This is a genomic window from Sphingomonas psychrolutea, assembly GCF_014636175.1.
Taxonomy (GTDB): Bacteria; Pseudomonadota; Alphaproteobacteria; order Sphingomonadales; family Sphingomonadaceae; genus Sphingomonas; species Sphingomonas psychrolutea.
The window spans coordinates 126,514-150,474 of the sequence record NZ_BMDW01000008.1 but is presented as its reverse complement, the minus strand read 5'-3'; the positions used below and the strand labels follow the sequence as shown (position 1 = coordinate 150,474).

The 23,961-nt window shown below is 65.2% G+C and carries 19 protein-coding genes; 10 read left to right on the top strand and 9 right to left on the bottom strand.

Features of this window, described 5'->3' with window-relative positions; all coding sequences use genetic code 11:
• Positions 1-168 precede the first annotated feature (168 nt).
• The 4 genes from IEV62_RS08780 to IEV62_RS08765 form a co-directional block, all read right to left on the bottom strand.
• Entirely contained in the window at positions 169-1,584 is a 1,416-nt protein-coding gene (locus IEV62_RS08780) for a DEAD/DEAH box helicase (RefSeq protein ID WP_188446571.1), read from the bottom strand.
• 233 nt (positions 1,585-1,817) lie between these two features.
• Entirely contained in the window at positions 1,818-3,041 is a 1,224-nt protein-coding gene (locus IEV62_RS08775) for an HD-GYP domain-containing protein (protein ID WP_188446569.1), read from the bottom strand.
• A 203-nt stretch (positions 3,042-3,244) separates the two neighbouring features.
• The gene (locus IEV62_RS08770; protein ID WP_188446568.1) at positions 3,245-4,540 is read right to left on the bottom strand and encodes an amidohydrolase family protein; all 1,296 of its coding nucleotides are present in this window, start codon (positions 4,538-4,540) and stop codon (positions 3,245-3,247) included.
• Positions 4,537-5,976, bottom strand: a complete 1,440-nt coding sequence (locus IEV62_RS08765) for an amidohydrolase (protein ID WP_188446567.1) — start codon at positions 5,974-5,976, stop codon at positions 4,537-4,539. Before IEV62_RS08765 ends, IEV62_RS08770 begins: the two co-directional genes overlap by 4 nt.
• A 209-nt stretch (positions 5,977-6,185) precedes the next feature.
• Here IEV62_RS08765 and IEV62_RS08760 point away from each other — a divergent pair, with 209 nt between their 5' ends.
• Positions 6,186-6,431 carry a hypothetical protein gene (locus IEV62_RS08760; RefSeq protein WP_188446566.1) on the top strand — a complete coding sequence of 82 codons (246 nt, stop codon included), beginning with the start codon at positions 6,186-6,188 and terminating at the stop codon, positions 6,429-6,431.
• Between the two features lie 73 nt (positions 6,432-6,504).
• Here the strand turns inward: IEV62_RS08760 and IEV62_RS08755 are convergent, their stop codons facing one another.
• A complete protein-coding gene (locus tag IEV62_RS08755) occupies positions 6,505-7,662 on the bottom strand; it encodes an acyl-CoA dehydrogenase family protein (RefSeq protein ID WP_188446565.1) in 1,158 nt (385 codons plus the stop codon).
• Between the two features lie 174 nt (positions 7,663-7,836).
• Between IEV62_RS08755 and IEV62_RS08750 the strand changes: the two genes are divergently transcribed.
• Positions 7,837-8,841 carry a fumarylacetoacetate hydrolase family protein gene (locus tag IEV62_RS08750; protein ID WP_188446564.1) on the top strand — a complete coding sequence of 335 codons (1,005 nt, stop codon included), beginning with the start codon at positions 7,837-7,839 and terminating at the stop codon, positions 8,839-8,841.
• A 37-nt stretch (positions 8,842-8,878) separates the two neighbouring features.
• On the opposite strand, the gene IEV62_RS08745 is transcribed toward IEV62_RS08750, so the two are convergent.
• On the bottom strand, positions 8,879-12,295 hold the full coding sequence (locus IEV62_RS08745) for an error-prone DNA polymerase (RefSeq protein WP_188446562.1): 3,417 nt from the start codon (positions 12,293-12,295) through the stop codon (positions 8,879-8,881).
• A gap of 30 nt (positions 12,296-12,325) precedes the next feature.
• Between IEV62_RS08745 and IEV62_RS08740 the strand changes: the two genes are divergently transcribed.
• Both IEV62_RS08740 and IEV62_RS08735 read left to right on the top strand, forming a co-directional pair.
• Positions 12,326-12,634 (top strand): type II toxin-antitoxin system Phd/YefM family antitoxin, encoded by a 309-nt coding sequence (locus tag IEV62_RS08740; RefSeq protein WP_229732963.1) that lies wholly within the window; start codon positions 12,326-12,328, stop codon positions 12,632-12,634.
• Complete coding sequence (locus tag IEV62_RS08735; protein ID WP_188446560.1) at positions 12,631-13,035, top strand: type II toxin-antitoxin system VapC family toxin; 405 nt, start codon at positions 12,631-12,633, stop codon at positions 13,033-13,035. The genes IEV62_RS08740 and IEV62_RS08735 overlap by 4 nt, the downstream gene beginning before the upstream one ends.
• 8 nt (positions 13,036-13,043) lie before the next feature.
• Here the strand turns inward: IEV62_RS08735 and IEV62_RS08730 are convergent, their stop codons facing one another.
• Positions 13,044-14,933, bottom strand: coding sequence for a DUF6504 family protein (locus tag IEV62_RS08730; protein ID WP_188446558.1), 1,890 nt, complete (start codon positions 14,931-14,933; stop codon positions 13,044-13,046).
• Positions 14,839-15,591 (bottom strand): ImuA family protein, encoded by a 753-nt coding sequence (locus IEV62_RS08725; protein ID WP_188446594.1) that lies wholly within the window; start codon positions 15,589-15,591, stop codon positions 14,839-14,841. The genes IEV62_RS08730 and IEV62_RS08725 overlap by 95 nt, the downstream gene beginning before the upstream one ends.
• A 264-nt stretch (positions 15,592-15,855) precedes the next feature.
• Here IEV62_RS08725 and IEV62_RS08720 point away from each other — a divergent pair, with 264 nt between their 5' ends.
• The 6 genes from IEV62_RS08720 (at position 15,856) to IEV62_RS08695 (ending at position 22,520) form a co-directional block, all read left to right on the top strand.
• The gene (locus IEV62_RS08720) at positions 15,856-17,157 is read left to right on the top strand and encodes a 3-methyl-2-oxobutanoate dehydrogenase (2-methylpropanoyl-transferring) subunit alpha (protein WP_188446556.1); all 1,302 of its coding nucleotides are present in this window, start codon (positions 15,856-15,858) and stop codon (positions 17,155-17,157) included.
• A 187-nt stretch (positions 17,158-17,344) separates the two neighbouring features.
• Entirely contained in the window at positions 17,345-18,355 is a 1,011-nt protein-coding gene (locus IEV62_RS08715; RefSeq protein WP_188446592.1) for an alpha-ketoacid dehydrogenase subunit beta, read from the top strand.
• On the top strand, positions 18,355-19,737 hold the full coding sequence (locus tag IEV62_RS08710) for a dihydrolipoamide acetyltransferase family protein (RefSeq protein ID WP_188446554.1): 1,383 nt from the start codon (positions 18,355-18,357) through the stop codon (positions 19,735-19,737). The genes IEV62_RS08715 and IEV62_RS08710 overlap by 1 nt, the downstream gene beginning before the upstream one ends.
• A 70-nt stretch (positions 19,738-19,807) precedes the next feature.
• Complete coding sequence (locus tag IEV62_RS08705; RefSeq protein WP_188446552.1) at positions 19,808-20,626, top strand: EF-hand domain-containing protein; 819 nt, start codon at positions 19,808-19,810, stop codon at positions 20,624-20,626.
• Positions 20,627-20,766: 140 nt separating this feature from the next.
• A complete protein-coding gene (locus IEV62_RS08700; protein ID WP_188446550.1) occupies positions 20,767-21,963 on the top strand; it encodes a bifunctional alpha/beta hydrolase/OsmC family protein in 1,197 nt (398 codons plus the stop codon).
• A gap of 8 nt (positions 21,964-21,971) precedes the next feature.
• Entirely contained in the window at positions 21,972-22,520 is a 549-nt protein-coding gene (locus tag IEV62_RS08695) for a pseudouridine synthase (protein WP_188446548.1), read from the top strand.
• Between the two features lie 133 nt (positions 22,521-22,653).
• On the opposite strand, the gene IEV62_RS08690 is transcribed toward IEV62_RS08695, so the two are convergent.
• Positions 22,654-23,850 carry a thiolase family protein gene (locus tag IEV62_RS08690; RefSeq protein WP_188446547.1) on the bottom strand — a complete coding sequence of 399 codons (1,197 nt, stop codon included), beginning with the start codon at positions 23,848-23,850 and terminating at the stop codon, positions 22,654-22,656.
• Positions 23,851-23,961 lie beyond the last annotated feature (111 nt).

The window sequence follows — 23,961 nt, the reverse complement described above, 5'->3', positions numbered from 1 at the left end:
TCCACATCGGTTCTTCCAGATCAGGTGTCGCAACCCTCTGGAATCATACCGGAGCTCGATCGTCCACTATCATTACGCCGCCGTTTCGAGACAGCCTCTAAGCAAGGCGAGTTCAGCCCGGCCACCCCGGTTTGGCGTTTAACTCGCCGCCGGGGTGGATGCCAGCAATCAGCCTGCGGCAGGCGAACGGCGACCGCCGCCGCCGCCTTGCGCGCCACGACCACCACCATTGCCGCCAGGACGGCCCTGGCCAGGCCGACCTTGACCGCCGGGGCGACCTTGGCCACCGGGACGGCCTGGACCACCAGGACGACCGGCACCAGCCGGACGATCCCCGGTCGGGCGCGCGGCGTGTGTTGCCTTGGGCGGCGCGCGGTGACGGCCCGATTCGTCGCGGCGTTCGAACGTGTCGGACCCGGCCGGACGCGCCGCCTTGATCCGCGCGGCTTCGGCCATGAAGCCTTCGGGCAGCGGCAACATTTCGGGCTTCACGCGCGTCAGCTTTTCGATGTCGCGCAGATACGTCCGCTCGTCATCGGCGCAGAAGCTGATCGCGATGCCCGATGCGCCGGCGCGCGCGGTGCGGCCGATGCGGTGGACATATTGCTCGGGCACGTTGGGCAGTTCGAAGTTGAACACATGGCTGACGCCCGACACGTCGATCCCGCGCGCGGCGATATCGGTCGCGACGAGCACCTTGGCCTTGCCCGATTTGAACTCGGCGAGCGCGCGTTCGCGCTGCGGCTGGCTCTTATTGCCGTGGATTGCGTTCGATTCGATGCCGTTGGCGGCGAGCAATTTCACGACGCGGTCGGCACCATGCTTGGTACGGGTGAAGACCAATGAACGCTCGACGGCTTCGTCGCGCAGTAGGATCGTCAGCATCGCCTGCTTTTCACCCTGGTTGATGAACACGACCTTCTGGTCGACGCGCTCGGCCGTCGTCGCGACCGGCGCGACCTTGACGGTCTGCGGATCGTTGAGGAACTGGTTGGCCAGCTCGCGGATCGCATTGGGCATCGTCGCCGAGAAGAACAACGTCTGGCGCTGCTTGGGCAGCATCCGGACGATCTTGCGCAGCGCGTGGATGAAGCCGAGGTCGAGCATCTGATCGGCTTCGTCGAGCACGAGGATTTCGAGCATCGCAAGGCTGACGAAGCGTTGCTCGATCAGATCGAGCAAGCGGCCCGGCGTGGCGACGAGGATATCGACGCCGCGTGCCATGTCCTGGCGGTTCTTGTTGATGCTGGTGCCGCCGAAGACGGTTGCGACCGACATTTTGGAGAATTTACCATAGTCGCGCGCGCTCTCGGCGATCTGGCTGGCCAGTTCGCGCGTCGGGGCGAGCACGAGCATGCGGCAATGCGTCGGCAGCACGCGCTTTTCGTTATTGACGAGATGCTGGATCGACGGGAGCACGAAGGCTGCGGTCTTGCCGGTGCCAGTCTGCGCGATGCCGAGCAGATCGCCGCCTTCGAGCAGGATCGGGATCGATTGCTTCTGGATCGGGGTGGGGGTGGTATAGCCTTTGGCTTCGAGCGCGCGGACGAGCGGCTCGGCCAGGCCGAGTTGTGCGAAAGTCATAGTAGTTCGGTCCATTGCATGTGCCATGGACGCACGCCTTTTGGGCGCACGGATGGCGGGGGAGGATGACACCCCGCGTGAAAAGGGAAGTCCGTTGGATAACGACCGAGGCGGAGCTTGGACTGCCTTTGCGGCACATCCGATCACGCTGCATGACGCCTCGATGGAGCGCCATTACGCAGGGAACGGAGAAAAGTCAAGATGGCGCGGATCTCGGGGAGAGGTTGTGGCGCTCACCCCAGCTTCGGGCGCGCTCCGCTGCCGATCGATGGATCATGGCCCTCCAGTAGCTGCTCCTTGACTTCGGCCCAGTTGGCTAAGCCGTAGTGAAGCGGATCCGGCACATCGAGGATCGTTGCGCTCGTGTCGATGTCAGAGAGGTAGACTTCGTACGGCGGCAGCAGCCGCTGGTCCGCAATGTCGTAAAAGACCGTGAGCCGCGCGCGACTGGTCCGACGGCCATTATCGCGCATCATCGCAAGATGTCCCGAGCGCAACCGGATGAGCATGCCGACCGGGAAGACGCAGATGCTCTTCATGAACACGAAGAGCAGCGCCGGATCGAAATGCCCTGACCAACTGGCCATCGCGGCGACGGCCGCGACGGGCGACGAGGCGTCCTTATACGCGCGTTCCGAGGTGAGGGCATCATACACGTCGCAAATCGCCCCCATCCGCGCCGCCAGGCTGATGTCGTCGCCGACAAGGCCGAACGGATAGCCGCTGCCATCGACCTTCTCATGGTGATGGAGGCAGACGTCGAGCGCAGTCGACGGAACATCGCCTGCTTGCAGCAGGGCGTGCCCGATTTCCGGGTGTCGGCGCATTTCGTCCCACTCCGCCGGGGTCAGCCGCCCCGGTTTGTTCAGAACGTCCTTGGCGATGCGGATCTTGCCGATATCGTGGAATAGCCCGCCCAGCCCCATCAGCCGTACATCGTCGGCCGCAAGACCCAGTTCGCGCGCGAAATTGATCATCAGCGTGCCGACCGCGACCGAATGAAAATAGGTATAGCTATCGCGCGTTTTCAGCCGCATCATCCCGAGCAGCATCGGACGATTGCGTTCGAGCGCATCCGTGATCGACCGGACCACCCCATCGAGTGGGCCGGTCTCAAGGCGCGCGCCATTGCTCGCGCCGTCGAAAACGGCTTTCATAAAGGCGCGGGCATCGTCGGTGACGTGCTTCGCTGCCGTTAGATCGGCCTCGCGTCGCACGATGTCGTTTTGCACCTGCACTCGGCGCACGCGCCCGGGATGGACGGGCCTTGCCGATCCGACACAGCGATCGAGATCGATCATCACGGCCTTGACGTTGCTGCGACGCAGCATGGCGATCTGATCGAGGCTGGTCAGCAAAAAGCGGGAGCGCCAGAATGGCTGCGCCAGCCATGGCCCGTCGATTGCGTGGACGTACATGCCGAGTGTGATCTCGCGCACGGGAACGCGTTTCAGCATCCGCCGGATCGCCCGCGACGGCAGCCAGCGCGCACTTTCCGGGCTTCGTGCTGGCAGTAACGCCGTCCGTCCATCAATCTCATCGCCCCTGCCCCGGGGCCGACCGCGCCCCATTTCAGCGCATTATAGACGGCGCTCAGAAGGGGACGACGGTCTACGCTAAAACGATGAGCCTTAGCTTGGCGGTAACCGCACCGATGCGGTTACCGTTCATAGGCCTTGGGCAGTGCCCCTTCGCCCGGCAGCATGTAGCGATCGCGCAACGCATCCTGGCGTGTGCGCAGCGGTTGCTTGATCCCGTCGATCCAGACTGCGTTGACGCCCGTTCCAAGTTCCAGCGGATCGCCGTCCCAGATCACCACGTCGCCGCGGCGACCAGCCTTCAGCGAGCCGATCTCGCCGCCCATGCCGATGACCTCGGCCGGGATCGAGGTGATCGCGGCGAAGGCGGCGTTCCAGTCGAGCCCGGTCGCGCCAGGCAGCTTGGTCAGCGCAACGAGATTGCCGGCATATTGCTTTTCGAGCCGTGCCTGACGCGCTTCATTGTCGTCGATCGTGCCGATGCCGACGAGGACGCCCGCCGCCTTCATTCGCCCGATGTTCGATTGCGTCGAGCCGAGCTGGTCAAAGGTCGCGGGCAAATCGGTCAGTGCCGAGGCGATGACGGGGATGTGTGCGGCGGCGATCTGCGGGGCGACGAGCCAGCCTTCGGCGGCGCCGACGAACACCAGTTTGAGCGCCGGATAATCGCGCTTCAGATCGATCAGCGCGAGCATGTCCGAGGCGCGTTCGACATGAATCAGCAGCGGCATCGTGCCATTCGCGACCGGTACCAACGCGGAGGCATCGGCGCGCGTAAGCAACGCGTCCTTGCCCTGATCGGGATAGGCAGCGGGAGACCGGACATAGTCCTTCACTTGCGCCAGCGCGTTGCGGAACATCGCGATCATCGCCGGGCGGCTGTTGCCGCTGCGCGACCCGCCGCCGCCATATTCCATGAACTGGAAGGCGCGCGCCTTGGTGATGGGCGCACGGTCAACGCCGAGATCGATCACCGCGCCCAATCCGGCGAAGATCGACCCGTCATTGTCGGGCGCGACGATGGCGCGCGTGATGCCCTCGGCACGGTTGAGCGGAATTGAGGAGGTCGCCGGGTTGACGGCGGGGGCGACATCGATCGCGGCGTGGAACGGGCTGCCGCGCGCGGCGGTGTCGTTGGTTTCCTCGATCCCGTCGGATTCGACGATGCCCATCCGCGTGAAGCCCGCGACGATGCCGGGGGTGACCCATTTGCCGCCGGCATCGACGCTCGGCATGCCCGCCGGGACCGCGACCGACTTGCCCGCGGCGATCACGCGTCCGCCCTGGACGACGACAGTGCCGCCCTCGATCGGGGCAGAGCCGTCGCCGATTACGAGCTTGGCATTGGTGATCGCAACGCTTTGCGCGGTGGCTGGCGTCGCGAAGAACGCGACGCTGAGGAGCAGGAGGCGTTTCACTTCACATCTCCCGAGCCGGGCTGGCCAAGTTCGAAATCGGACACGGGTCTGAGCTTCGGATTGCCTGAATCGTAGAGCAGCGCGCCGTCGATCCACACTTTTTCGGGGCGGGTGTACACGCTGAACGGATTGCCGTTCCACAACACGACATCGGCCATCTTGCCGGGCTTGAGGCTGCCGGTCTTGTCGGCAATGCCGAGCGCCTTGGCGGGATTGTAAGTCAGCCATTCCCACGCGACCGCGTCCGAAATGTCGATCCCGGCGCGCCGCCCCGAGGCGAGCGCCTTGGCGACTTCCTGGTTCAAACGCTGGATGCCGTTGGCATCGTCCGAATGGATCATGCCGCACGCACCATTTTTTTGCAGCAGCGCGAGATTCTCGCCGATCGCGTCGTACGATTCCATCTTGAAGCCCCACCAATCGGCCCAGACGGCGGCGCAGGTGCCGTTGGTTTTCAAAAGATCGGCGATCTTGTACGCTTCGACTGCGTGGTGGAACGCGCTGACATGATAGCCGAATTCCTTCGCCATATCCATGACGATGGCCATTTCGTCGGCGCGGTAGCAATGGTTCTGGACGAGGATTTCGCCCGACAGTACGCCGCGCAGCGTGTCCATCGCGATGTCGCGACTGGGCGCTTCGCCGCCGTCCTTTTCGTATTTGTCCCATTTGCGCTTATATTCGACGGCCTTGGCCCAGGTCTGCCGGTCGACCGCAACATTGCCCATCCGGGTCGAGGGTTCGCGCCCCTTGCCGCCATAGACGCGCTTCGGATTCTCGCCGCACGCCATCTTGAGGCCATAGGGCGCGCCGGGGAATTTCATGCCCTGTTCGGTGCGGGCATAGACGTTCTTGATGACGACCGAGCGCCCGCCCATCAAATTGGCCGAGCCGGGCAAGATTTCGAGCGTGGTGACGCCGCCATTGGTCAGCGCGCGGCTGAAGCCGGGGTCTTGCGGCCACACGCTATGTTCGGCCCAGACGTCGGCGGTGACCGGGCCGGTCGCTTCATTGCCGTCGGAATTGGCCTGTACGCCGGGCGAGGGATAGTCGCCGAGATGGCTGTGAATGTCGATGATGCCGGGGGTCAGCGTCTTGCCGGTGCCATCGATGACGGTCGCCCCCGCGGGCGCCGCGACGCTCTGGCCGAGGCTGACGATCTTGCCATCGGCGAACAACACCGATCCATCGTCGATCCGCCCGCCTTCGCCGTCGAAGATCGTGACGTGGGTGACCAGCGTCGGCACGCCGGGATAGGCTTTGTAGGTCGAGGGAAAGGGGTCGTGGCTATAGCCCTTGCCCATGCCGGGGCCAGGCTTGGAGGAGGCGGTGGCGGGTTTCGCCCCGCCGTCGCTCGCACAGCCGGCGAGCAGCGCGCACGTCGCGACTGCCGTGAGCAAGGTTCGTGAAGTGGCGGTCCTGGCGTTCCGGATCATGCAGTCCCCTTGGCCTTTGGCCGTTTGGTTTTCGCCCCGACAATCCGGACTTTCCGATGAGGTGTCAATGGATTGAGGCGTTTCCACATAATCGCCACATTCTGCCCCAAAAAAGCCTTGATTCATTTCCCAGTGAAAGAGTATGAATTGATCGTGCTTGTGAAGTTGCGGCGGGACACCGTGACTTGGGCACCGAATCGGAGACGACGATGATGAAAAAGATCATGCCGCTGGCGCTCGTCGCCAGCCTCGCGTTGCCGCTCGCGGCGTGCGACTGGTGGGGTAACGGCAAAACGGCGGATGCGAGCCTGAATGACACCGCGCCTGCCAATGCAAGCGAGATCGACAACGCAACGCTCGGCAACGGCGCAGACGGAAGCGATGAGGCTGATAATGCGACGCTCGTCGATCAGGCCGGACCCGAGACGAATGCAGTCGCAGGCAACACGCTGTAAGGAGTCGCCCTGTCCTTGAAAGGGACGGGGATATCAGGCCCGACGGGACGCCGTCGGGCCCGTTATGTGCCTGCTAGAGCGAGCGCCCGATCAGTTCCTTCATGATCTCGTTCGTGCCGCCGAAGATGCGCGTCACGCGCGCCGCGCGCCACGCGCGGGCGATCGGATATTCGTTCATATAGCCGGCTCCGCCATGCAGCTGCAGGCACTTGTCCATCACTTCCCATTGCAGATCGGTGTGCCACAGCTTGGCGGCGGCACCTTCCTCATTGGTCAGCTCCCCCTTCAAATGCCGCGCGATCGCCCAGTCGAGATGCGCCCAGCCGACCTGGAGCTTCGCCTTAAGGTCCGCCAGCACGAAGCGCGTGTTCTGGAAATCGAACACCATCCCGGCAAAGGCCTTGCGCGTCTTGGTGAATTCCACCGTTTCGTCGAACGCCTTTTGCGCCGAGGCCTGCACCGATACCGCGATCGACAAACGCTCCTGCGGCAATTGGCTCATTAGATAGATGAAGCCCTTGCCTTCCTCGCCCAGGCAGTTGGTGATCGGCACGCGGACATCCTCGAAGAACAACTCGCTGGTGTCGGCTGCCTCCATGCCAATCTTGTTGAGCTTGCGGCCCTTCTTGAAGCCGTCGCGGTCGCTTTCGACCAGGATGATCGACATGCCCTTCCACGCGGGCTTGGCGTCGGGATCGGTCTTGGCGACGACCAGCGTCAGATCGGTATTTTGGCCGTTGGTGATATAGGTCTTGGAGCCGTTGATGACGTAATGGTTGCCGTCCTTTTTGGCGCTGGTGCAGATTGCCTGCAAATCGCTCCCCGTGCCCGGTTCGGTCATCGCGATCGCGGTGATGACTTCGCCCGAGACCATCTTGGGCAGCCAGTGTTGCTTCTGCTCCTCCGAACCATAGGTTTCGATATAGCCGGCGACGATGTCGGATTGCAGTGAGAAGCCGGCGGGGACGCCGTTATACGACATCTCTTCATCGACGATCGCATTATAGCCGAAATCGAGGCCGAGCCCGCCATACGCCTCGGGCGCGGTCGGGCAGAGCATCCCGATTTCGCCCGCTTTCATCCAGAAGGATTTGGGGACGAGCTTGTTTTCCTCCCATTCGTTGACGTGCGGCACGCCTTCCTTTTGCAGGAAGCTGCGCACGGTCTGGCGAAACGCCTCATGATCCTCGGTATAGGCGAAGCGTCCGGGCACGGTGTCGAGCGACGACATGGGATAGGTCCTCTCTTGCAACTTGTTTTGACCGGTTTGGGGGGAGTTTCCGGAAGCGTCAACTCCCTCCGTTGGTTTCGAGCGAAGTCGAGAAACATCACCCATCCGGCGAATGGCTTCTCGACTTCGCTCGAAGCGAACGGATAGGGTGTGAAAAACGCTAGGAGAGCGCGCATGAAACTGGCCAGCCTCAAATCGGGTCGCGACGGGCAACTCGTCGTCGTATCGAACGATCTCGCCTGGTGCGCCGATGCGGCGCATATCGCGCCGACGTTGCAAGCGGCGCTCGACGATTGGGACAGGCTCTTGCCCGATCTGCAGAACCTCGCGACCGATCTCGAGCATGAGATGATCCCGATGCGGCGCTTCCACGAACATGCCGCTGCGTCCCCGCTGCCGCGCGCGTATCAATGGGCCGATGGCTCGGCCTATGTGAACCATGTTGCTTTGGTGCGGCAGTCGCGCGGCGCGGATTTGCCCGACAGCTTCTGGCATGATCCGCTGATGTATCAGGGCGGCTCCGACGGGTTCCTGGCCCCGCGCGACCCGATCCCGTTCGCGGACGAGGCACTGGGCTGCGATTTCGAAGCCGAAGTCGTCGTCGTCACCGGCGACGTAGCCTTGGGCGCGAGCCGCGAGGATGCGCTGGCCAGCGTGCGGCTGGTCGGGCTGACCAACGACGTCAGCTTGCGCCATCTCATCCCCGGCGAACTGGGCAAGGGCTTCGGCTTCTTCCAATCGAAGCCGGCCAGCGCCTTCTCACCCGTCTTCGTGACCCCCGATGCGCTCGGCGCGTGGTGGCAGGAGGGCAAGCTGCACCGGCGGCTGTGCGTCGATCTCAACGGCACGCCGTTCGGCCGCGCCGATGCAGGCGAGGACATGACCTTCGATTTCGGCACGCTGATCGCCCACGCCGCCAAGACGCGGGCGCTGTGTGCTGGGACGATCATCGGTTCGGGAACCGTTTCCAACCGCGGTGCCGATGGCGGCCCGGGCAAGCCGATCGCCGAGGGCGGAGTCGGCTATTCGTGCCTCGCCGAAATGCGCACAGTCGAGATGCTCCGCAGCGGCAGCCCGCACACGCCGTTCCTGAAAGCGGGCGACACGGTGCGCATCTGGGCCGAGGACGACAAGCGCCACCCGATCTTCGGGGTGATCGAACAGACGGTGGTGGGTTGAGGCGCGAGCTAGCTCCCCTCCCTGAAAGGGAGGGGAGCTAGTGAAAATCGTGGCTCCTGATCGGGATCAGGTCACCATCACCGCGCCGTTCGCGCGGGGGCCAGCTTTCTAGCGCGCGTTGTGGGGTGGGTTTCCACTCGGGCTTGCGGTCGCGCGGATCGATCGTGCCGCCATGCGTCGCGCCGTCGCCGGGCATCGTCATGTCGGGCAAATCCAAGTCGCCGATCTGGCGCAGTAACCCGGTCAGATCGGTAATGCGGTCGGCGATGACGTGGATCGTGCCGCTTTCGCATTGCACGCGGCCTGTGATGCCGAGCATCGCCGCGCCCATCACGGTGCGGCGCTGTGCTTCGAACTTGTCGGGCCACAGGATCGCGTTGGCGATGCCGGTTTCGTCCTCCAGCGTGACGAACACCACGCCCTTGGCGCTGCCCGGGCGTTGCCGCACGAGGATGAGGCCGGCGACTTCGATGCGGGTGCCGTCCTTTAACCCCTTCAAATCGCCGCAGCGGGTGATGCGGCGCAGATCGAGTGCGCCGCGTAAGAAACTGACTGGATGCGCGCGCAGCGACAATTGTGTCGCGCGGTAATCCTCGACCACTTCGCGCCCCGCGGTGAGCGCGGTGAGCGTGACCTGCGGTTCGGCGGCGGATTCGGTCGCGGCGAACAACGGCAGCGGCTTTTCGCCGAGCGCCTTGACTGCCCACAGCGCTTGCCGCCGGTCGAGTCCGAGGCCGTGAAAGCCATCGGCCTGCGCGATTTTCTCGAGCGTGCCGCGCGACACGCCGGTGCGCCGCCACAGATCCTCGACCGACGCGAACGGGCGCGTGGCGCGCGCGAGCAGGATGCGGCCGGCGTCTTCGCCCGACAGGCCGAGCACGATGCGCAGGCCGAGGCGGAGGGGGATCCCTCTCCCAGCGGGAGAGGGAGGGAGGAGCGAAGCGACGGAAGGGTGAGGGTGATCAGGAGCTGTCGCCCTCACCCTTCCCACGCCTTCGGCGTGGGCCCCTTCCCTCTCCCGAAGGGAGAGGGAACTTAAAACGATCGTATCCCAATCGCTGCGGTTCACACACAGCGGTTCGATCACCACCCCATGCTCCCGCGCATCGCGGACGATTTGCGCGGGCGCGTAAAAGCCCATTGGCTGCGCGTTGAGCAATGCCGCGCAGAATATATCGGGGTGATGGCATTTCAGCCAGCACGAGGCGTAGGCGATCTTGGCGAAGCTCGCGGCATGGCTTTCGGGAAAACCGTAGCTGCCAAAGCCCTTGATCTGTTGCACCAGCCGTTCGGCAAAGGCTTGGGTAATGCCGTTGCGGCGCATGCCCGCGATCAGCCGTTCCTCGAATTCGCCGACGCCGCCGGTCATCTTGAAGGTCGCCATCGCCTTGCGCAATTGATCGGCCTCATTGGGCGAAAAGCCGGCGCCGATGATCGCGACTTGCATCGCCTGTTCCTGGAACAGTGGCACGCCGAGCGTTTTCTTGAGGACGCTTTTGAGCTTCGGGCTGGGATATTCGATCTCGATCTTGCCGCTGCGCATCTGTTCGCGGCGTTTGAGATAGGGGTGGACCATGTCGCCCTGGATCGGGCCGGGGCGCACGATCGCAATCTGGATCGCGAGGTCGTAGAAATCGACCGGGCGCATCCGCGGCAACATCGACATTTGCGCGCGGCTCTCGATCTGGAAGGTGCCGAGCGTATCGGCCGCTTGGATCATCCGATAGGTCGCGGGATCGTTGCCCTGCAGCGTGGCCGATCCCATCGTGACGACCTGCCCCTTATGCCGTTCGAGCAAAGTAAAGGCGCGGCGCAGGCACCCGAGCATGCCCAAGCCCAGAATATCGACCTTCATGAAGCTCAGATATTCGATATCGGCCTTTTCCCATTCGATTACGCGGCGGTCGATCATCGCGGCGGGCTCGATCGGGATCAGCGAATCGAGCCGGTCGCGCGTCAGCACGAAGCCGCCGGGATGCTGCGACAAATGCCGCGGCGTGCCGAGCAATTGCTGCGCGAGCTCCAGCGCCAGCGCGAGGCGCGGTTCGCTCGGATCGAGGTTGAGCGCCTTGACATGTTCGTCGGGCACGCCGTCGTTCGACCAGCCCCACACCTGGCTGGCAAGCGCGGCGGTCATGTCCTCGGGCAGGCCGAGCACCTTGCCGACTTCGCGGATGCTGCCGCGCGCGCGGAAGCGGCTGACGACGGCGGTGAGCGCGGCGTGGTGGTGGCCGTACGTCTGATAGATCCACTGGATCACGTCCTCGCGCCGTTCATGTTCGAAATCGACGTCGATGTCGGGCGGTTCGGCGCGGTCTTCGGACAGGAAGCGTTCGAACAGCAATTGGTGGACGACGGGGTCGATCGAAGTAATGCCGAGCACGAAGCAAATCACCGAATTCGCCGCCGATCCGCGCCCCTGGCACAGGATTTCCTGGCTGCGCGCAAATTGCACGATTGAATGCACGGTGAGGAAATAAGCGGCATAGTTCCAGTGACGGACGAGCTTGAGTTCCTTGGTCAGGAGTGTGCGATAGCGTTGGCTCGGGCGCGTGGGGGTGAAGCGGGCGTTGAGCGCGCGCCATGCCATCTTCTCGAGCGATTTCTGCGGGGTGTGCGCCAGCATCACGCGCTCGTCGGGATATTGGTGCTTCAGCTCGCGCAAGGAAAAGGTGCAGCGCTCGACGATCGCTTCCCCCGCCGCGAGTGCGTGCGGCAGATCGCGGAAGCGCCGCGCCATTTCGCTGGGGGGTTTCAAATGCCGGTCGAGGCTGCGTTCACGGCGTAGGCCGAGGTCGTCGATCGTGCATTTCTCGCGGATTGCGGTCACGACATCCTGCAGCATGCGCTTGTCGGGGTCGTGATACAGCACATCGCCGGTCGCGAGCGGGGTGAGGCCGAACCGGCGCGCGGCCTGAGCTAATGCGGCGAGCCGTGCCGCCTCGCGCGGGCGGCGGTGATGCGTGAGGCAGACATGCCCGCGATCGGGGAACAGCTCGGCCATCCAGCGCAAATTGACCTCGTCGGCGGGGGTCGGTTCGGGGTCGAGCCCTGGGACGAGGGCGGCAACCAGACCCGCGGCATGTGCCGCGACATCGTCCCAATGGAGGAAGCATTGGCCTTTCTCGCCGTGCTGCGGATCGGCGCGGCCCTTGCCGATCGTCAGCAGCGTCGTCAGGCGGCTCCACGCGGCGCGATCCTGCGGCCAGACGAGCAATGCGGTGCCATCGACCAGATCGAGCCGACAGCCGGAGACGGGGCGGATGCGCAGGCCCTGCTTGGCCAGTTCGTCACAGGCATACAGCGCGCGCACCACGCCCGCGACCGAATTGCGATCGGTCACGCCGAGCGCGGCCATGCCCATCACCGCGGCGGTCGCGAACAGATCCTCGGGCGAGGAGGCGCCGCGCAGGAACGAGAAATGCGTCGTCACTTGCAATTCGGCGTAGTTCATTGCCGGAAACCGGGGAAGTGACTATAGTAAGTGACCAGTTTGCAAGAGGCGACGATCGTGACGAAATCGATGGGCGCGGCAGAATTCAAGGCCAAGTGTCTGGCGATCCTCGACGAGGTCCAGGCCACCGGCCAATCGATCACCATCACCAAGCGCGGCAAGCCGGTCGCGACGGTATCGGCAGTGGCCGAAAAAATGCCCTCTGCGCCGCTGTTTGGCATGATGAAGGGAACGATCAAGATCCTGGGCGACATCGAAAGCCCGATCGATCCTGATTGGGAGGCCAAGTGGGAAGCCAAATGGGACGAGCGCTTGCGGGATGACGGCCTGCCCCGATGATCCTGCTGGATACCCATGCCCTGATTTGGCTGGCGGCGGGTACAAGCGACCTCGGATCGAAGGCGCTTCGAGCGATCGAAGAGCAGCCCGAACGGCGAATGTCGGCGATGGTCGCCTGGGAGCTGGCGATGCTGGTCGATAAGCGACGCATCGCGCTCGAAAGTCCGCTGGATATTTGGCTTGATCAGGCAATGCGGGGGTTCGGGATTGTCGAAGTGCCGGTTACCGGCGCGATCGGCCGCGACGCTGGGGGATTGCAAGGCAACATCCACGGCGACCCGTGCGATCGGATCATGGTTGCGACGGCACGCGCATTGGGATGTCCGCTCGTCACATCCGATCGCGCGATTTTGCGCTACGCAGCGAATGGCCATCTCAAGGCGATCGACGCGCGCCGCTAAGGCCGTATTCACCCGAACGACCCGTGGATGAACCAGCTGAGATCGCCGGTTTCGCTGCGCTCGCCATCGCCGCGGCGGAACAGCCAGAAACGCTGACCAGCCTCGTTTTCAACCTGAAAATAATCGCGCACGCTGTGGCGCTCGGAGCTGCGCTTCCACCATTCGCCGCCGATCCGTTCGGGGCCGTCGGCGCGCACGATGCGGTGGGTTTCACCGCGCCAAGTGAAGCGGCGTGGCGGCTGATCGGGCAGTTCGGCGATGACATGGTCGAGCAGTTCGGGCCGCCTGAGCAAGCGCGGCGGGCGCGGCCAGCGGATGTGCCAGGGATGATCGGGCGCGCGCGCGTCGAGCCGGCGGACGTCGCTGGCCTTCAAATCGCGCTCGGCGGCAGGCGGCGGATCGAGCGCGGGGACGGCGTGAAGCGCGCGTTCGGGGACATCGCTTTCGAGCGGGGCCATGCGCCACACCGCCGCTTCGCCGATGCGGTTGGCGAGCGTGTCGATCAGCGGCGCGAGATCGGGCGCGCGCGCCTCCAGCGTTTCGGTAAAGGGCTCGGCGCCGAGCGGATCGGCGCGGCGGACATGGAGCGTCAGCGCGTCGATGCCGTAGCCCGGCGCGATCTCCTCGATCCGCCGCAGTGTCAGGCGGAGCAAATGTCCGGCATCGCGCGTCGGGCGGGCGAGGCCGATGCGCAGGCGTTGCGGGACGCCGTCGATCCGGTCCGCGACCAATTCGATCGCGCGCGCGCCGAGCCCGGCTTGCGCGAGCGCGGTGACGAGGCGCGGCATGAGCTCCTTGAGCCAATGGTCGATCGCGTCGGCGGTGGCGATCGGTTCGGCGAAGCGCTGGATCACGGCAATCGCTTCGGGCGGGATGACCGGGTCGAGCGGCTCGGGCAAGCGTCCGCTCGCTTGGTCGAGCCGCGCGATCAGCCTGCCGCCGAAGCGTCGCGCCAGCGGCGCGCGGGGGAGCGCGGCCAGCTGTCCGACCGTATCGACGCCGAGCCGCTTGAGCAGATCAATCGCGCGCGGCTCAAGCCGGAGCGCGGCGGTGGGGAGGGGCGCGATCGCGTCGAAATGCGCGGCGGGGGCGCACAGCTGGGGGGCGTAGCGCGCGAGCGCCCAGGCCGCCCCCGGCGTATCCGCGACGGCAAGGCGTGCGGTGAAACCGGCGCGCGCGAGCAACCGCACAATGCCGCGCGCCATCCGCGCTTCCCCGCCGAACAAATGCGCGGTGCCGGTGATGTCGAGGAACAGGCCGTCTTCACCCGATATGGCAACCAGCGGGCACCAGCGCCGTGCGGCGCGCAGCGCGAGATCGCGCAAGGCGGCCCGGTCGCCCTCCGGATCGGCGGGGCGGATGTCGAGCTCGGGCACCAAAGCACGCGCTTGCGTTGCCGCCATGCCGGGGATGATTCCGAGCGCGCGTGCGGCGGGGGAGGCGGCGGCGATGACGAGTTTGTTGCCTTGCTGGAGCGTGGTGACGAGGGGGGCTGGCGCCTCTCCGCTAATACCTCCCTCCGTCACCCCGGCCTTGTGCCGGGGTCCACTCTTCAACTCGCGCGACAGATATTTTTGCGCGGTGGACCCCGGCACAAGGCCGGGGTGACGGCGGGGGTGTGAGGGAGGGGAGGAGGGAACACCGCGCGTGTTCCGCACCGGTGTCCTACCCTCATCCGATGGCATCGGCTTGAACGGATGTGCTGCGTCCCCCCGCGCCCAGCGCGCGCCGGGGCGCCAGCCGCCGACGCGGGGCGTGGCGGATCGGGCAGGGTCGGGCGGCCCAACTTCTGAAGGCGCAGCCTCAGGCCGCGCGACGATACGCTCGGCCGGCACCGTCAGCCGTACGATCCGTTCGATCGGCCAATCGGGCAGGTAGAGCGAGGCGACCCGTTTCATCGCATGCCTCCATCGTCCATTCGGCGGATTCGCCGCCGCGTTGGCGGACCAGTTCCACCCGCCACATCGCGCGCCCGACCCCGGCGACGCCAATCGGCAGCGCGGCCGAGGGGGCCGATGCGATCCGCCAGCGCGTCACCGCCGCCGAAGGCACCGCCAGTGGATTGCCGCCGCCTTTATCGCTCGCCGCCCGCGCGTGTCGCTTCAGCAGCAAGGCGACGGTCTTGCCGCCCTCGGCTGCCAGTTGCAGCCGCCGCGTATTGGGCATGGCGGCGCGCTTCACCTCGCCGACCACCGCGCCGAGGCCACGGTGGCGCAGTCCTTCCTCCATCAGCGCCAGAAGTTCGGCATCGTCGGCCGCCTCGGCATAGATCAGCCGTTCGGGCGCGAGTCCCGCTTGATACAGGCCGGGCGCAAACAGATCGCGCCGTCGCACCACCCACAGCACCGGCCCCCAGGCGCGCGCCGCGATCCCGGCCATGAACAGCGTCGCGGCGGCATCGTCGGACGGGCTGGGGCTGGCCGCCGCGATTTCGTGGAGCGAATCGAGCCGCAGCCCGCCCGGCGCCAAGGCACCGTCGATCGCGCCGATCCCGAACGGCAGCACCGGGCGCCGACGCAAGCCGTCGCCTGCGACCTTCTTCAGGCTCTCGCGCAATTCGGCAACGATTGCGGCATGGGCCAAAGTGGCGGAGGGAAGGGCGGCGGAGGACACAGGACACGACTCGCAGAAGCAGGATTGTTCTTATTTTGTTCCTTTTCGGCCCACTGAGTCAAGCTGCTGAATCACCGGAACGGGACAGGCCGTCGCATTCCGCCCACGCGAGCCTCTCGCCAAGCCTCGCGAAATTTTATAACAACGATGTGATAGAACGAATCCACGTGCCGACCGTATATGAGAGCACGTTCCGCTGGAGAGATCATGGCAAGCGACCGCGTCCCTGCCCATTTGAAGCCGAATCTGCCGCCACTGTCGCTTTACGTGCCCGAACCCAAGTTCCGGCCCGGCGACACGGTCGATTTCACGCAAGTGCCGATTCCCCCGGCGGGGCAGGCGCGCCGCCCCGATATCGCCGATCCCGCCGATACGTTCCGCGAGCTTGCGTTCGATCTGGTCCGTGTGCTCGACGATTCAGGGCAAGCGGTCGGCCCGTGGAATCCGCGGCTGCCGCCCGATACGCTCCGCGCGATGCTGCGCAGCATGGCGCTGGTCCGTGCGTTCGACGAACGCATGTTCCGCGCGCAGCGGCAGGGCAAGACCAGCTTCTACATGAAGTGCACAGGCGAAGAAGCGGTCGCGGTCGCCGCGGCCTTTGCGCTCGATTATGAGGACATGTGCTTTCCGTCCTACCGCCAGCAGGGCCTGCTGATCGCGCGCGGCTGGTCAATGGTCGACATGATGAACCAAATCTATTCGAACACCGCCGACCGGCTACAAGGTAAGCAATTGCCGATCATGTATTCGGTCAAGGAAGCCGGGTTCTTCTCGATCTCGGGCAACCTCACCACGCAATATCCGCAGGCGGTCGGCTGGGCGATGGCGAGCGCCGCCAAGGGCGATACGCGGATTGCCGCGACCTGGTGCGGCGAGGGCTCGACCGCCGAGGGCGATTTCCATTCGGCTTGCACCTTCGCGAGCGTCTACCGCGCGCCGGTGATCTTCAACGTCGTCAACAACCAATGGGCGATTTCGAGCTTCTCTGGCTTTGCCGGTGCCGAATCGACGACCTTCGCGGCGCGCGCGGTCGGTTACGGGATTGCGGGCTTGCGCGTCGACGGCAATGACGCGCTCGCGGTTTACGCTGCGACCGCCTGGGCCGCCGAGCGCGCGCGGACCAATCAGGGGCCGACGCTGATCGAGCATTTCACCTACCGCGCCGAGGGGCATTCGACCTCGGACGACCCGGGGCAATATCGTTCCGCCGGAGAGCCGACTGCCTGGCCGCTCGGCGACCCGATCAAGCGACTGAAGGAGCATCTGATCGCGATCGGCGAATGGGATGAGGCGCGTCACATGGCGCAGGATCTGGAGCTCGCCGAATCGGTGAAGCGCGCGCAGAAGGAAGCCGAAGCCAATGGCATTCTTGGCCACGGCCTGCATCAACCGCTCGACACGCTGTTCGACGGCGTGTTCGAGGAAATGCCGTGGCATTTGCGCGAGCAGCAAGCGCAGATGATCGCCGAAGAAACCGCCAGCGGCCGGCCATGGGCGCGAAAAGCATGAGCGCGTCGATCGGCGGCGCAGCCGCATCATCTTTGTCTTCCTTCTTCCTCCGCGTCTCCGCGTCTCCGCGTGAACAAAAAGAAGGTTGGATCACGCGGAGACGCGGAGACGCGGAGAAGAAGAAGTTTTTTGAGGCCGCTTGCGCGGCGGGTGTAGCAGTATGACCGACACACCAGAATCCACCCGCATGAACATGATCCAGGCGATCAATTCCGCGATGGATGTGATGATGGACCGCGATCCCGACATTGTCGTGATGGGCGAGGATGTCGGTTATTTCGGCGGCGTGTTCCGCGCGACCGCCGGGTTGCAGGCGAAGTTCGGCAAGACCCGCGTGTTCGACACGCCGATCACCGAATGCGGGATCATTGGCGTCGCGGTCGGGATGGGCGCTTATGGCCTGCGGCCCGTGCCTGAAATCCAGTTCGCCGATTATATCTATCCTGCGCTCGACCAGCTCGTCAGTGAAGCGGCGCGGTTGCGCTATCGCTCGGGCGGAGAATTCACGTCGCCGATTACGGTGCGATCGCCCTTCGGCGGCGGCATCTTCGGCGGGCAGACCCACAGCCAGTCGCCCGAAGGCATCTTTACCCACGTCTCGGGCATCAAGACCGTCATCCCCTCGACCCCCTATGACGCCAAGGGCCTGCTGATCGCGGCGATCGAGGATAACGATCCGACGATCTTCTTCGAACCCAAGCGCATCTATAACGGCCCGTTCGACGGCCATTGGGACAAACCGACGCAGAATTGGTCGCAGCATCCCGCGGGCGACGTGCCGACCGGCTATTACAAGATCGAACTTGGTAAGGCGAAGATCGTTCGTCCGGGCGAGGCGCTGACGGTGCTCGCCTATGGCACGATGGTGCATGTCGCCCTCGCGGTGATCGAGGAAGCCGGCGTCGATGCCGAGGTGATCGATTTGCGCACGTTGGTGCCGCTCGACATCGAAACGATCGCCGCATCGGTGCAGAAGACCGGGCGCTGCATGATCGTGCATGAAGCGACGCGGACCAGCGGGTTCGGCGCGGAACTGTCGGCGCAAGTACAGGAACGCTGTTTCTACCATCTCGAAGCCCCGATCGAGCGCGTAACCGGTTTCGACACGCCCTATCCGCACAGCCTGGAATGGGCGTATTTCCCGGGCCCCGTCCGCATCGGCGAGGCGCTCAAGAAGATCATGAAGGACGCACGGTAATGGCGCGGTTCACGTTCAAACTCCCCGATATCGGCGAAGGCATTTCCGAGGCCGAGATCGTCGCGTGGCATGTGAAGGTCGGCGACCGGATCGAGGAAGACCAGCAAATCGCCGACATGATGACCGACAAGGCGACGGTCGAAATGGAATCGCCGGTGTCGGGGATCGTGGTCGAACTGGCGGGCGAAGTCGGCGAGTCCGTGTCGATTGGTGCTGCGCTGGTGGTGATCGAGACCGCGGGGGATTTCTCGGCGTCGGAAGCGCCTGCGCTCGAGCCGCTGACCGATGAAGTGAAGGTCGCGCCGCTGAGCGAAGATCAGGTTGAGGTAGCGAAGCAATATGAGGCGGAGAATCCGGGAGTGGGGGCACCTTCTTCTCCCGCTCCCGCTTCTTTTACTGCTTCCCCGGCGGAGGCCGGGGCCCAGTCGCGCGCGTTTGGTAACGACGCGCAGCCCTCGTCAACATCGACCTTCGCAACTGGGCCCCGGCCTTCGCCGGGGAAGGAGGAAGACCACGCCGCGGCGCGCGTCCTCGCCTCCCCCGCGGTGCGCGCCCGCGCGGCCGACCTCGGCATCGACCTTGCGCAGGTGAAAACCGAATCCGACCGCGTTCGCCATAGCGATCTCGACGCGTTCCTGCGCTACGGACAGGGACAGGGCTATCACGCCCCGCACGCCAGCCACGCCCGCCCAGACGAGGCGATCAAGGTCATCGGCATGCGCCGCCGCATCGCCGAGAATATGGCGGCGTCGAAGCGCGCGATCCCGCATTTCACCTATGTCGAAGAGATCGACGTCACCGCGCTTGAGGCGATGCGGGGCGATCTCAACGCCAATCGCGGGCAGCGCCCCAAGCTCACACTACTCCCGCTGCTGATCGCGGCGATCTGCAAGACCGTGCCGGCGTTCCCGATGATCAACGCGCGCTACGACGATGAAGCGGGTGTGGTGACGCGGCATGGTGCAGTGCATCTCGGCATGGCGACGCAGACCGATGCTGGCCTCACTGTCCCCGTGATCCGCGACGCGCAGGACCGCAACGTCTGGCAACTCGCGACCGAGATCCTGCGTCTCGCCGAGGCGGCGCGCGCCAACAAACTGAAGCCCGACGAGATGGGCGGCGGCACGCTCACCGTCACCTCGCTTGGGCCCTTGGGCGGGATCGCGACGACGCCGGTGATCAACCGCCCCGAAGTCGCGATCATCGGCCCGAACAAGATCGTCGAGCGCCCCATTTTCGTCGGCGACGAGATCGTCCGCGCCAAGCTGATGAACCTGTCGATCAGCTGCGACCACCGCGTTGTCGACGGTTGGGACGCGGCGAGCTTCGTCCAGGCGTTGAAGCGGTATCTTGAGACGCCGGTTCTTCTTTTCGCCGACTGAACCGCCGACACATTCTTGCGACAATCCGGGCTTAGCTGCGTCCTGCAGTCGGGCGATGGGAGTGTGGACGATGGCGAGTTGGATTTTGGTGCTGGCATTGCTCCAAGCGACAGCGCCGCCGTCCCCGCAGGTCCATACCGAGCCGCTGGCTGGTCGCTTGCCGCCGCTCGATGAACCAGGCGAGCGTGGGCCGGAGTACTTCCGTTCGCGCGGACCGCTGTTCATCAGCCCGATGGGCGAACCGTTTCGCGGCCCCGATCCCGTCCGCATCTGGTTCGATCCTGCCGATGCGAACCACGACGGCGTCGTGACGCAAGCCGAATTCGTTGCCGATGCCGATCGCTTCTTCCTGATGCTCGACCGCGAGCATGACGGCGAAATCGATCCGGGGGACATCGACTATTATGAAACCGTGCTTGCGCCTGAAATCCGCAGTGGTGGCCCGGGCGGCGCGTTTCCGCCCGGTGGTGGGGGTCGCGGTCCTCGCGGCAGCAAAGGTGGCAGAGGTGGTGGTGGCAGGCCCCCCGGCGGCGGCGGCGGCGGTGGTCCGGAGGGCGGGCCGGAAGGCGGACCGGAGAGCGGTGGCGGAGCGAGGTCGCCAGCGGTCGGATCGTACGACGCGTTCGCCCAGGGTGCCGCCCGCTTCGGCTTTTTCGGCTATCCCGAACCGATCACGGCAGCCGACGCCAATCTCAATCGCGGAGTCGATATCCGCGAGTTTCGCGCCGCCGCCGAACAGCGCTTTACTTTGCTCGACAAGCGGGGGGACGGACGCCTGACGTTTAACGAATTACCCCAGCTTGCGCCCGGCGGACCGGGGGGGCGTCGACCGGGCGGGCCGGGTGGACGCCGCGGTGGCGCGATGCCGTCGCGCGATGGAGACGAATAAAGAGTTTGTACGCTTAGCGGGCGCGTCGGCTATCAGAAGCGTGCCCATTCGCACCGCCTTGCGCAGGGCGCGTCTCGCTATGCTATCCTTCGTCGCAGCGTCCGGCGATCAACCGGGCGCGGGCAGGAAGGGCGTTGGCCATGAAGCGTGAAGTACGGTTCCCCAATGCGGCCGGCGTTATGCTCGCCGGGTCGATCGAGCTCCCGCCGGGGCGGATCCGCGCGGTTGCGGTGTTCGCCCATTGCTTCACCTGCACCGCGCGCAGCCACGGTGCGCGCCGCGTCAGCCTCGCGCTTGCCGAGCAGGGCATCGCCACGCTGCGCTTCGATTTCACGGGCCTCGGCGATAGCGAAGGCGCGTTCGCCGACAGCCATTTCACCGCCAATGTCGACGATCTGGTTGCGGCGGCGACCTTTTTGGGAAGCAATATCGGCGCGCCCGCGATCCTGATCGGCCATTCGCTTGGCGGCGCGGCGGTGATCGCGGCGGCGGAACGCATTCCATCGGTGAAGGCGGTGGTGACGATCGCCGCGCCCTTCGATCCGGCGCACGTGCTGCATCTCATCAAAGGGACCGAGGATATTGGCGCGCAGCATACCGACGTGTCGATCGGTGGCCGCCCGTTCCGGATCGGTCGCGATTTTCTGGAATCGGTCGCGGGGCAGGATCAGGCGGCGCGGCTCGGGCGGTTGAAACGCGCCTTGCTGGTGCTGCATTCGGCGACCGATGCGACCGTCGGGATCGAGAATGCGCGCGCCATTTTCGAGGCGGCCAAGCATCCCAAGAGCTTTGTCGCGCTGAATGGGGCGGACCATTTGCTGACTGATACCGAACAGGCCAGCTATGCCGCGATGATCATCGCGGCCTGGGTGCAACCCTTTCTCGGCCCGGCCATGCCGATCGACGCGGTGCCCGAGGGGCATGTCCGCGTCACTTCGACTGAGGCGAAGTTCGTGCAGATCGTCGACTCCTCAGGGCATAGTTTTCTCGCCGACGAACCCTTGGCGGTCGGCGGCAGCGATCTTGGGCCGACGCCGTATGATCTGCTGCTCTCGGCGCTCGGCACGTGTACCGCGATGACGCTGCGGATCGTCGCGGCGAACGAGAACATCCCGCTGACCGGGGTCTCGGTGACGCTCAACCACAGCCGTCGCCATGCCGACGATTGCGCCGCTGCGGCCGGGGGCAAGCCGAAGCTCGAAGTGCTCGAACGCGTCATCCGGCTGGAGGGTGATTTGAGCGAGGCGCAGCGGATGCGGATGCTGGTGATCGCCGACAAATGTCCGGTCCACCGCACGCTCGAAAACCATCCCCGGATCGAGACGCGGCTGCTATAGCCTATTCGATGGCGCGGCTTATCCTGTTCAACAAGCCGTATGGCGTGCTCTCGCAATTCACCGATGCCGGATCGGAGACGGCGCGCGCGACATTGTCGGATTTCGTGGCTGTGCCCGGCGTCTATCCGGCGGGACGGCTCGACCGCGATAGCGAGGGGCTGTTGCTGCTGACCGATGACGGGCGCTTGCAAGCGCGCATCGCCGACCCGCGCTTCAAGCTGCCCAAGACCTATCTGGTGCAAGTCGAGGGCGAGCCGGACGAGGCGAGCCTTGCGGCCCTTCGCGGCGGCGTTGTGCTGAAGGACGGGATGACGCGCCCCGCCGAAATCGAACGGATCGACCCGCCCGAGCTGTGGCCGCGCGACCCGCCGGTGCGGTTTCGCAAGAGTGTGCCCGATTGCTGGCTGCAGGTCACGATCCGCGAAGGGCGCAACCGGCAAGTGCGGCGGATGACGGCGGCGGTTGGGTTGCCGACGTTGCGGCTCGTGCGCTGGCGGGTCGGGGAGTGGACGCTCGAAGGCGTAATGCCTGGCGCGTGGCGGGAAGTTGGGGTTTGACCCCCTCTCCCGTTCGCCCTGAGCTTGTCGAAAGACACCTATCCGCCCGCGCGCGGTGTTTTGGAGGAGCGGTGCTTCGACAGCCCCGGACTGAGTCCGGGGACGAACGGAAATGGGTATCGCCCGTGCGCCGTTAGACGATCTCGAAGAGTCCGGCAGCGCCCATTCCCCCAGCCGTACACATCGACACGACCACATAGCGCACCCCACGCCTGCGCCCCTCGATCAGCGCATGACCGACCAAGCGCGATCCGGTCATCCCGAACGGGTGGCCGATCGCGATCGCGCCGCCATTGACGTTATACTTTTCCGGATCGATCCCGAGGAAGTCGCGGCAATAGAGGCATTGCGAGGCAAACGCTTCGTTCAATTCCCACAGCCCGATATCGGCGACCGACAGCCCGGCGCGCGCCAGCAATTTGGGGATTGCGAAGATCGGGCCGATGCCCATTTCGTCCGGTCCGCAGCCCGCCGCCTGAAAACCGCGATACAGGCCGAGGATCTCGCGCCCCTCGGCCTTGGCGGTCGCATGGTCCATCACGATTTGCGCCGAGGCACCGTCCGACAGCTGGCTGGCATTGCCTGCGGTGATGTTCTGCCCGGGGCCAGTGAACTCGCCGCCGGGCCAGACGGTCTTGAGCCCCGCCAGCCCCTCAGCCGTCGTCCCGACGCGAATGCCTTCGTCCTGCGACAGCAATATTGTCTCGCTGCCGGCCGGCTCACCGCCTTTGCCGAACAGCGCCCGCTCGACCGTGATCGGCGCGATTTCGGCGGTGAACGCACCCGTTTCCAGCCCGCGTACTGCGCGTTGCTGGCTCATCGCGGCATAGGCGTCCTGCGCCTCGCGGCTGATGCCATAGCGCTCGGCGACGATCTCGGCGGTCTCGATCATCGGGATGTAGGCGGCGGGTTCCTGCGCGATCACCGATTGGTTGACGTAGCGCGGCGCATCCTTGGTCACGGTAAAGCTGACCGATTCCATCCCGCCCGCCAGCGCGACATCCATTTCGTCGCAGATGATGCTCCGCGCGGCGAGCGCCACCGCCGTCAGGCCCGAACCGCATTTGCGGTCGAGCGTGAAGGCAGGCACGCTTTGCGGCAGGCCGGCCGCAAAGGTCGCCATGCGTCCGGCATTGCCGCCCTGGCTGCCCCATTGATTGCCTACGCCCCAGAAAATCTCGTCGATCCGCGCCGGGTCGATGCCAGCGCGCTCGACCGCCGCGTTCATCACATGCGCCGCCAGCACGGGTGCTTCGGTTGCGTTGAAGGCGCCGCGATAGGCTTTGCCGATCGGGGTGCGGGCGGTGGAAACAATTGCGGCTTCGCGCATGGGAATGGCCTTTCGCTTGGGGCTTCGGGGCGTACCGTCTGCACCGTTTCTCCACAAGCGCGGGATCAGCGGTGGATAGGGTTGGGATAGTGTCCCTTGTTCCTCCCCTCC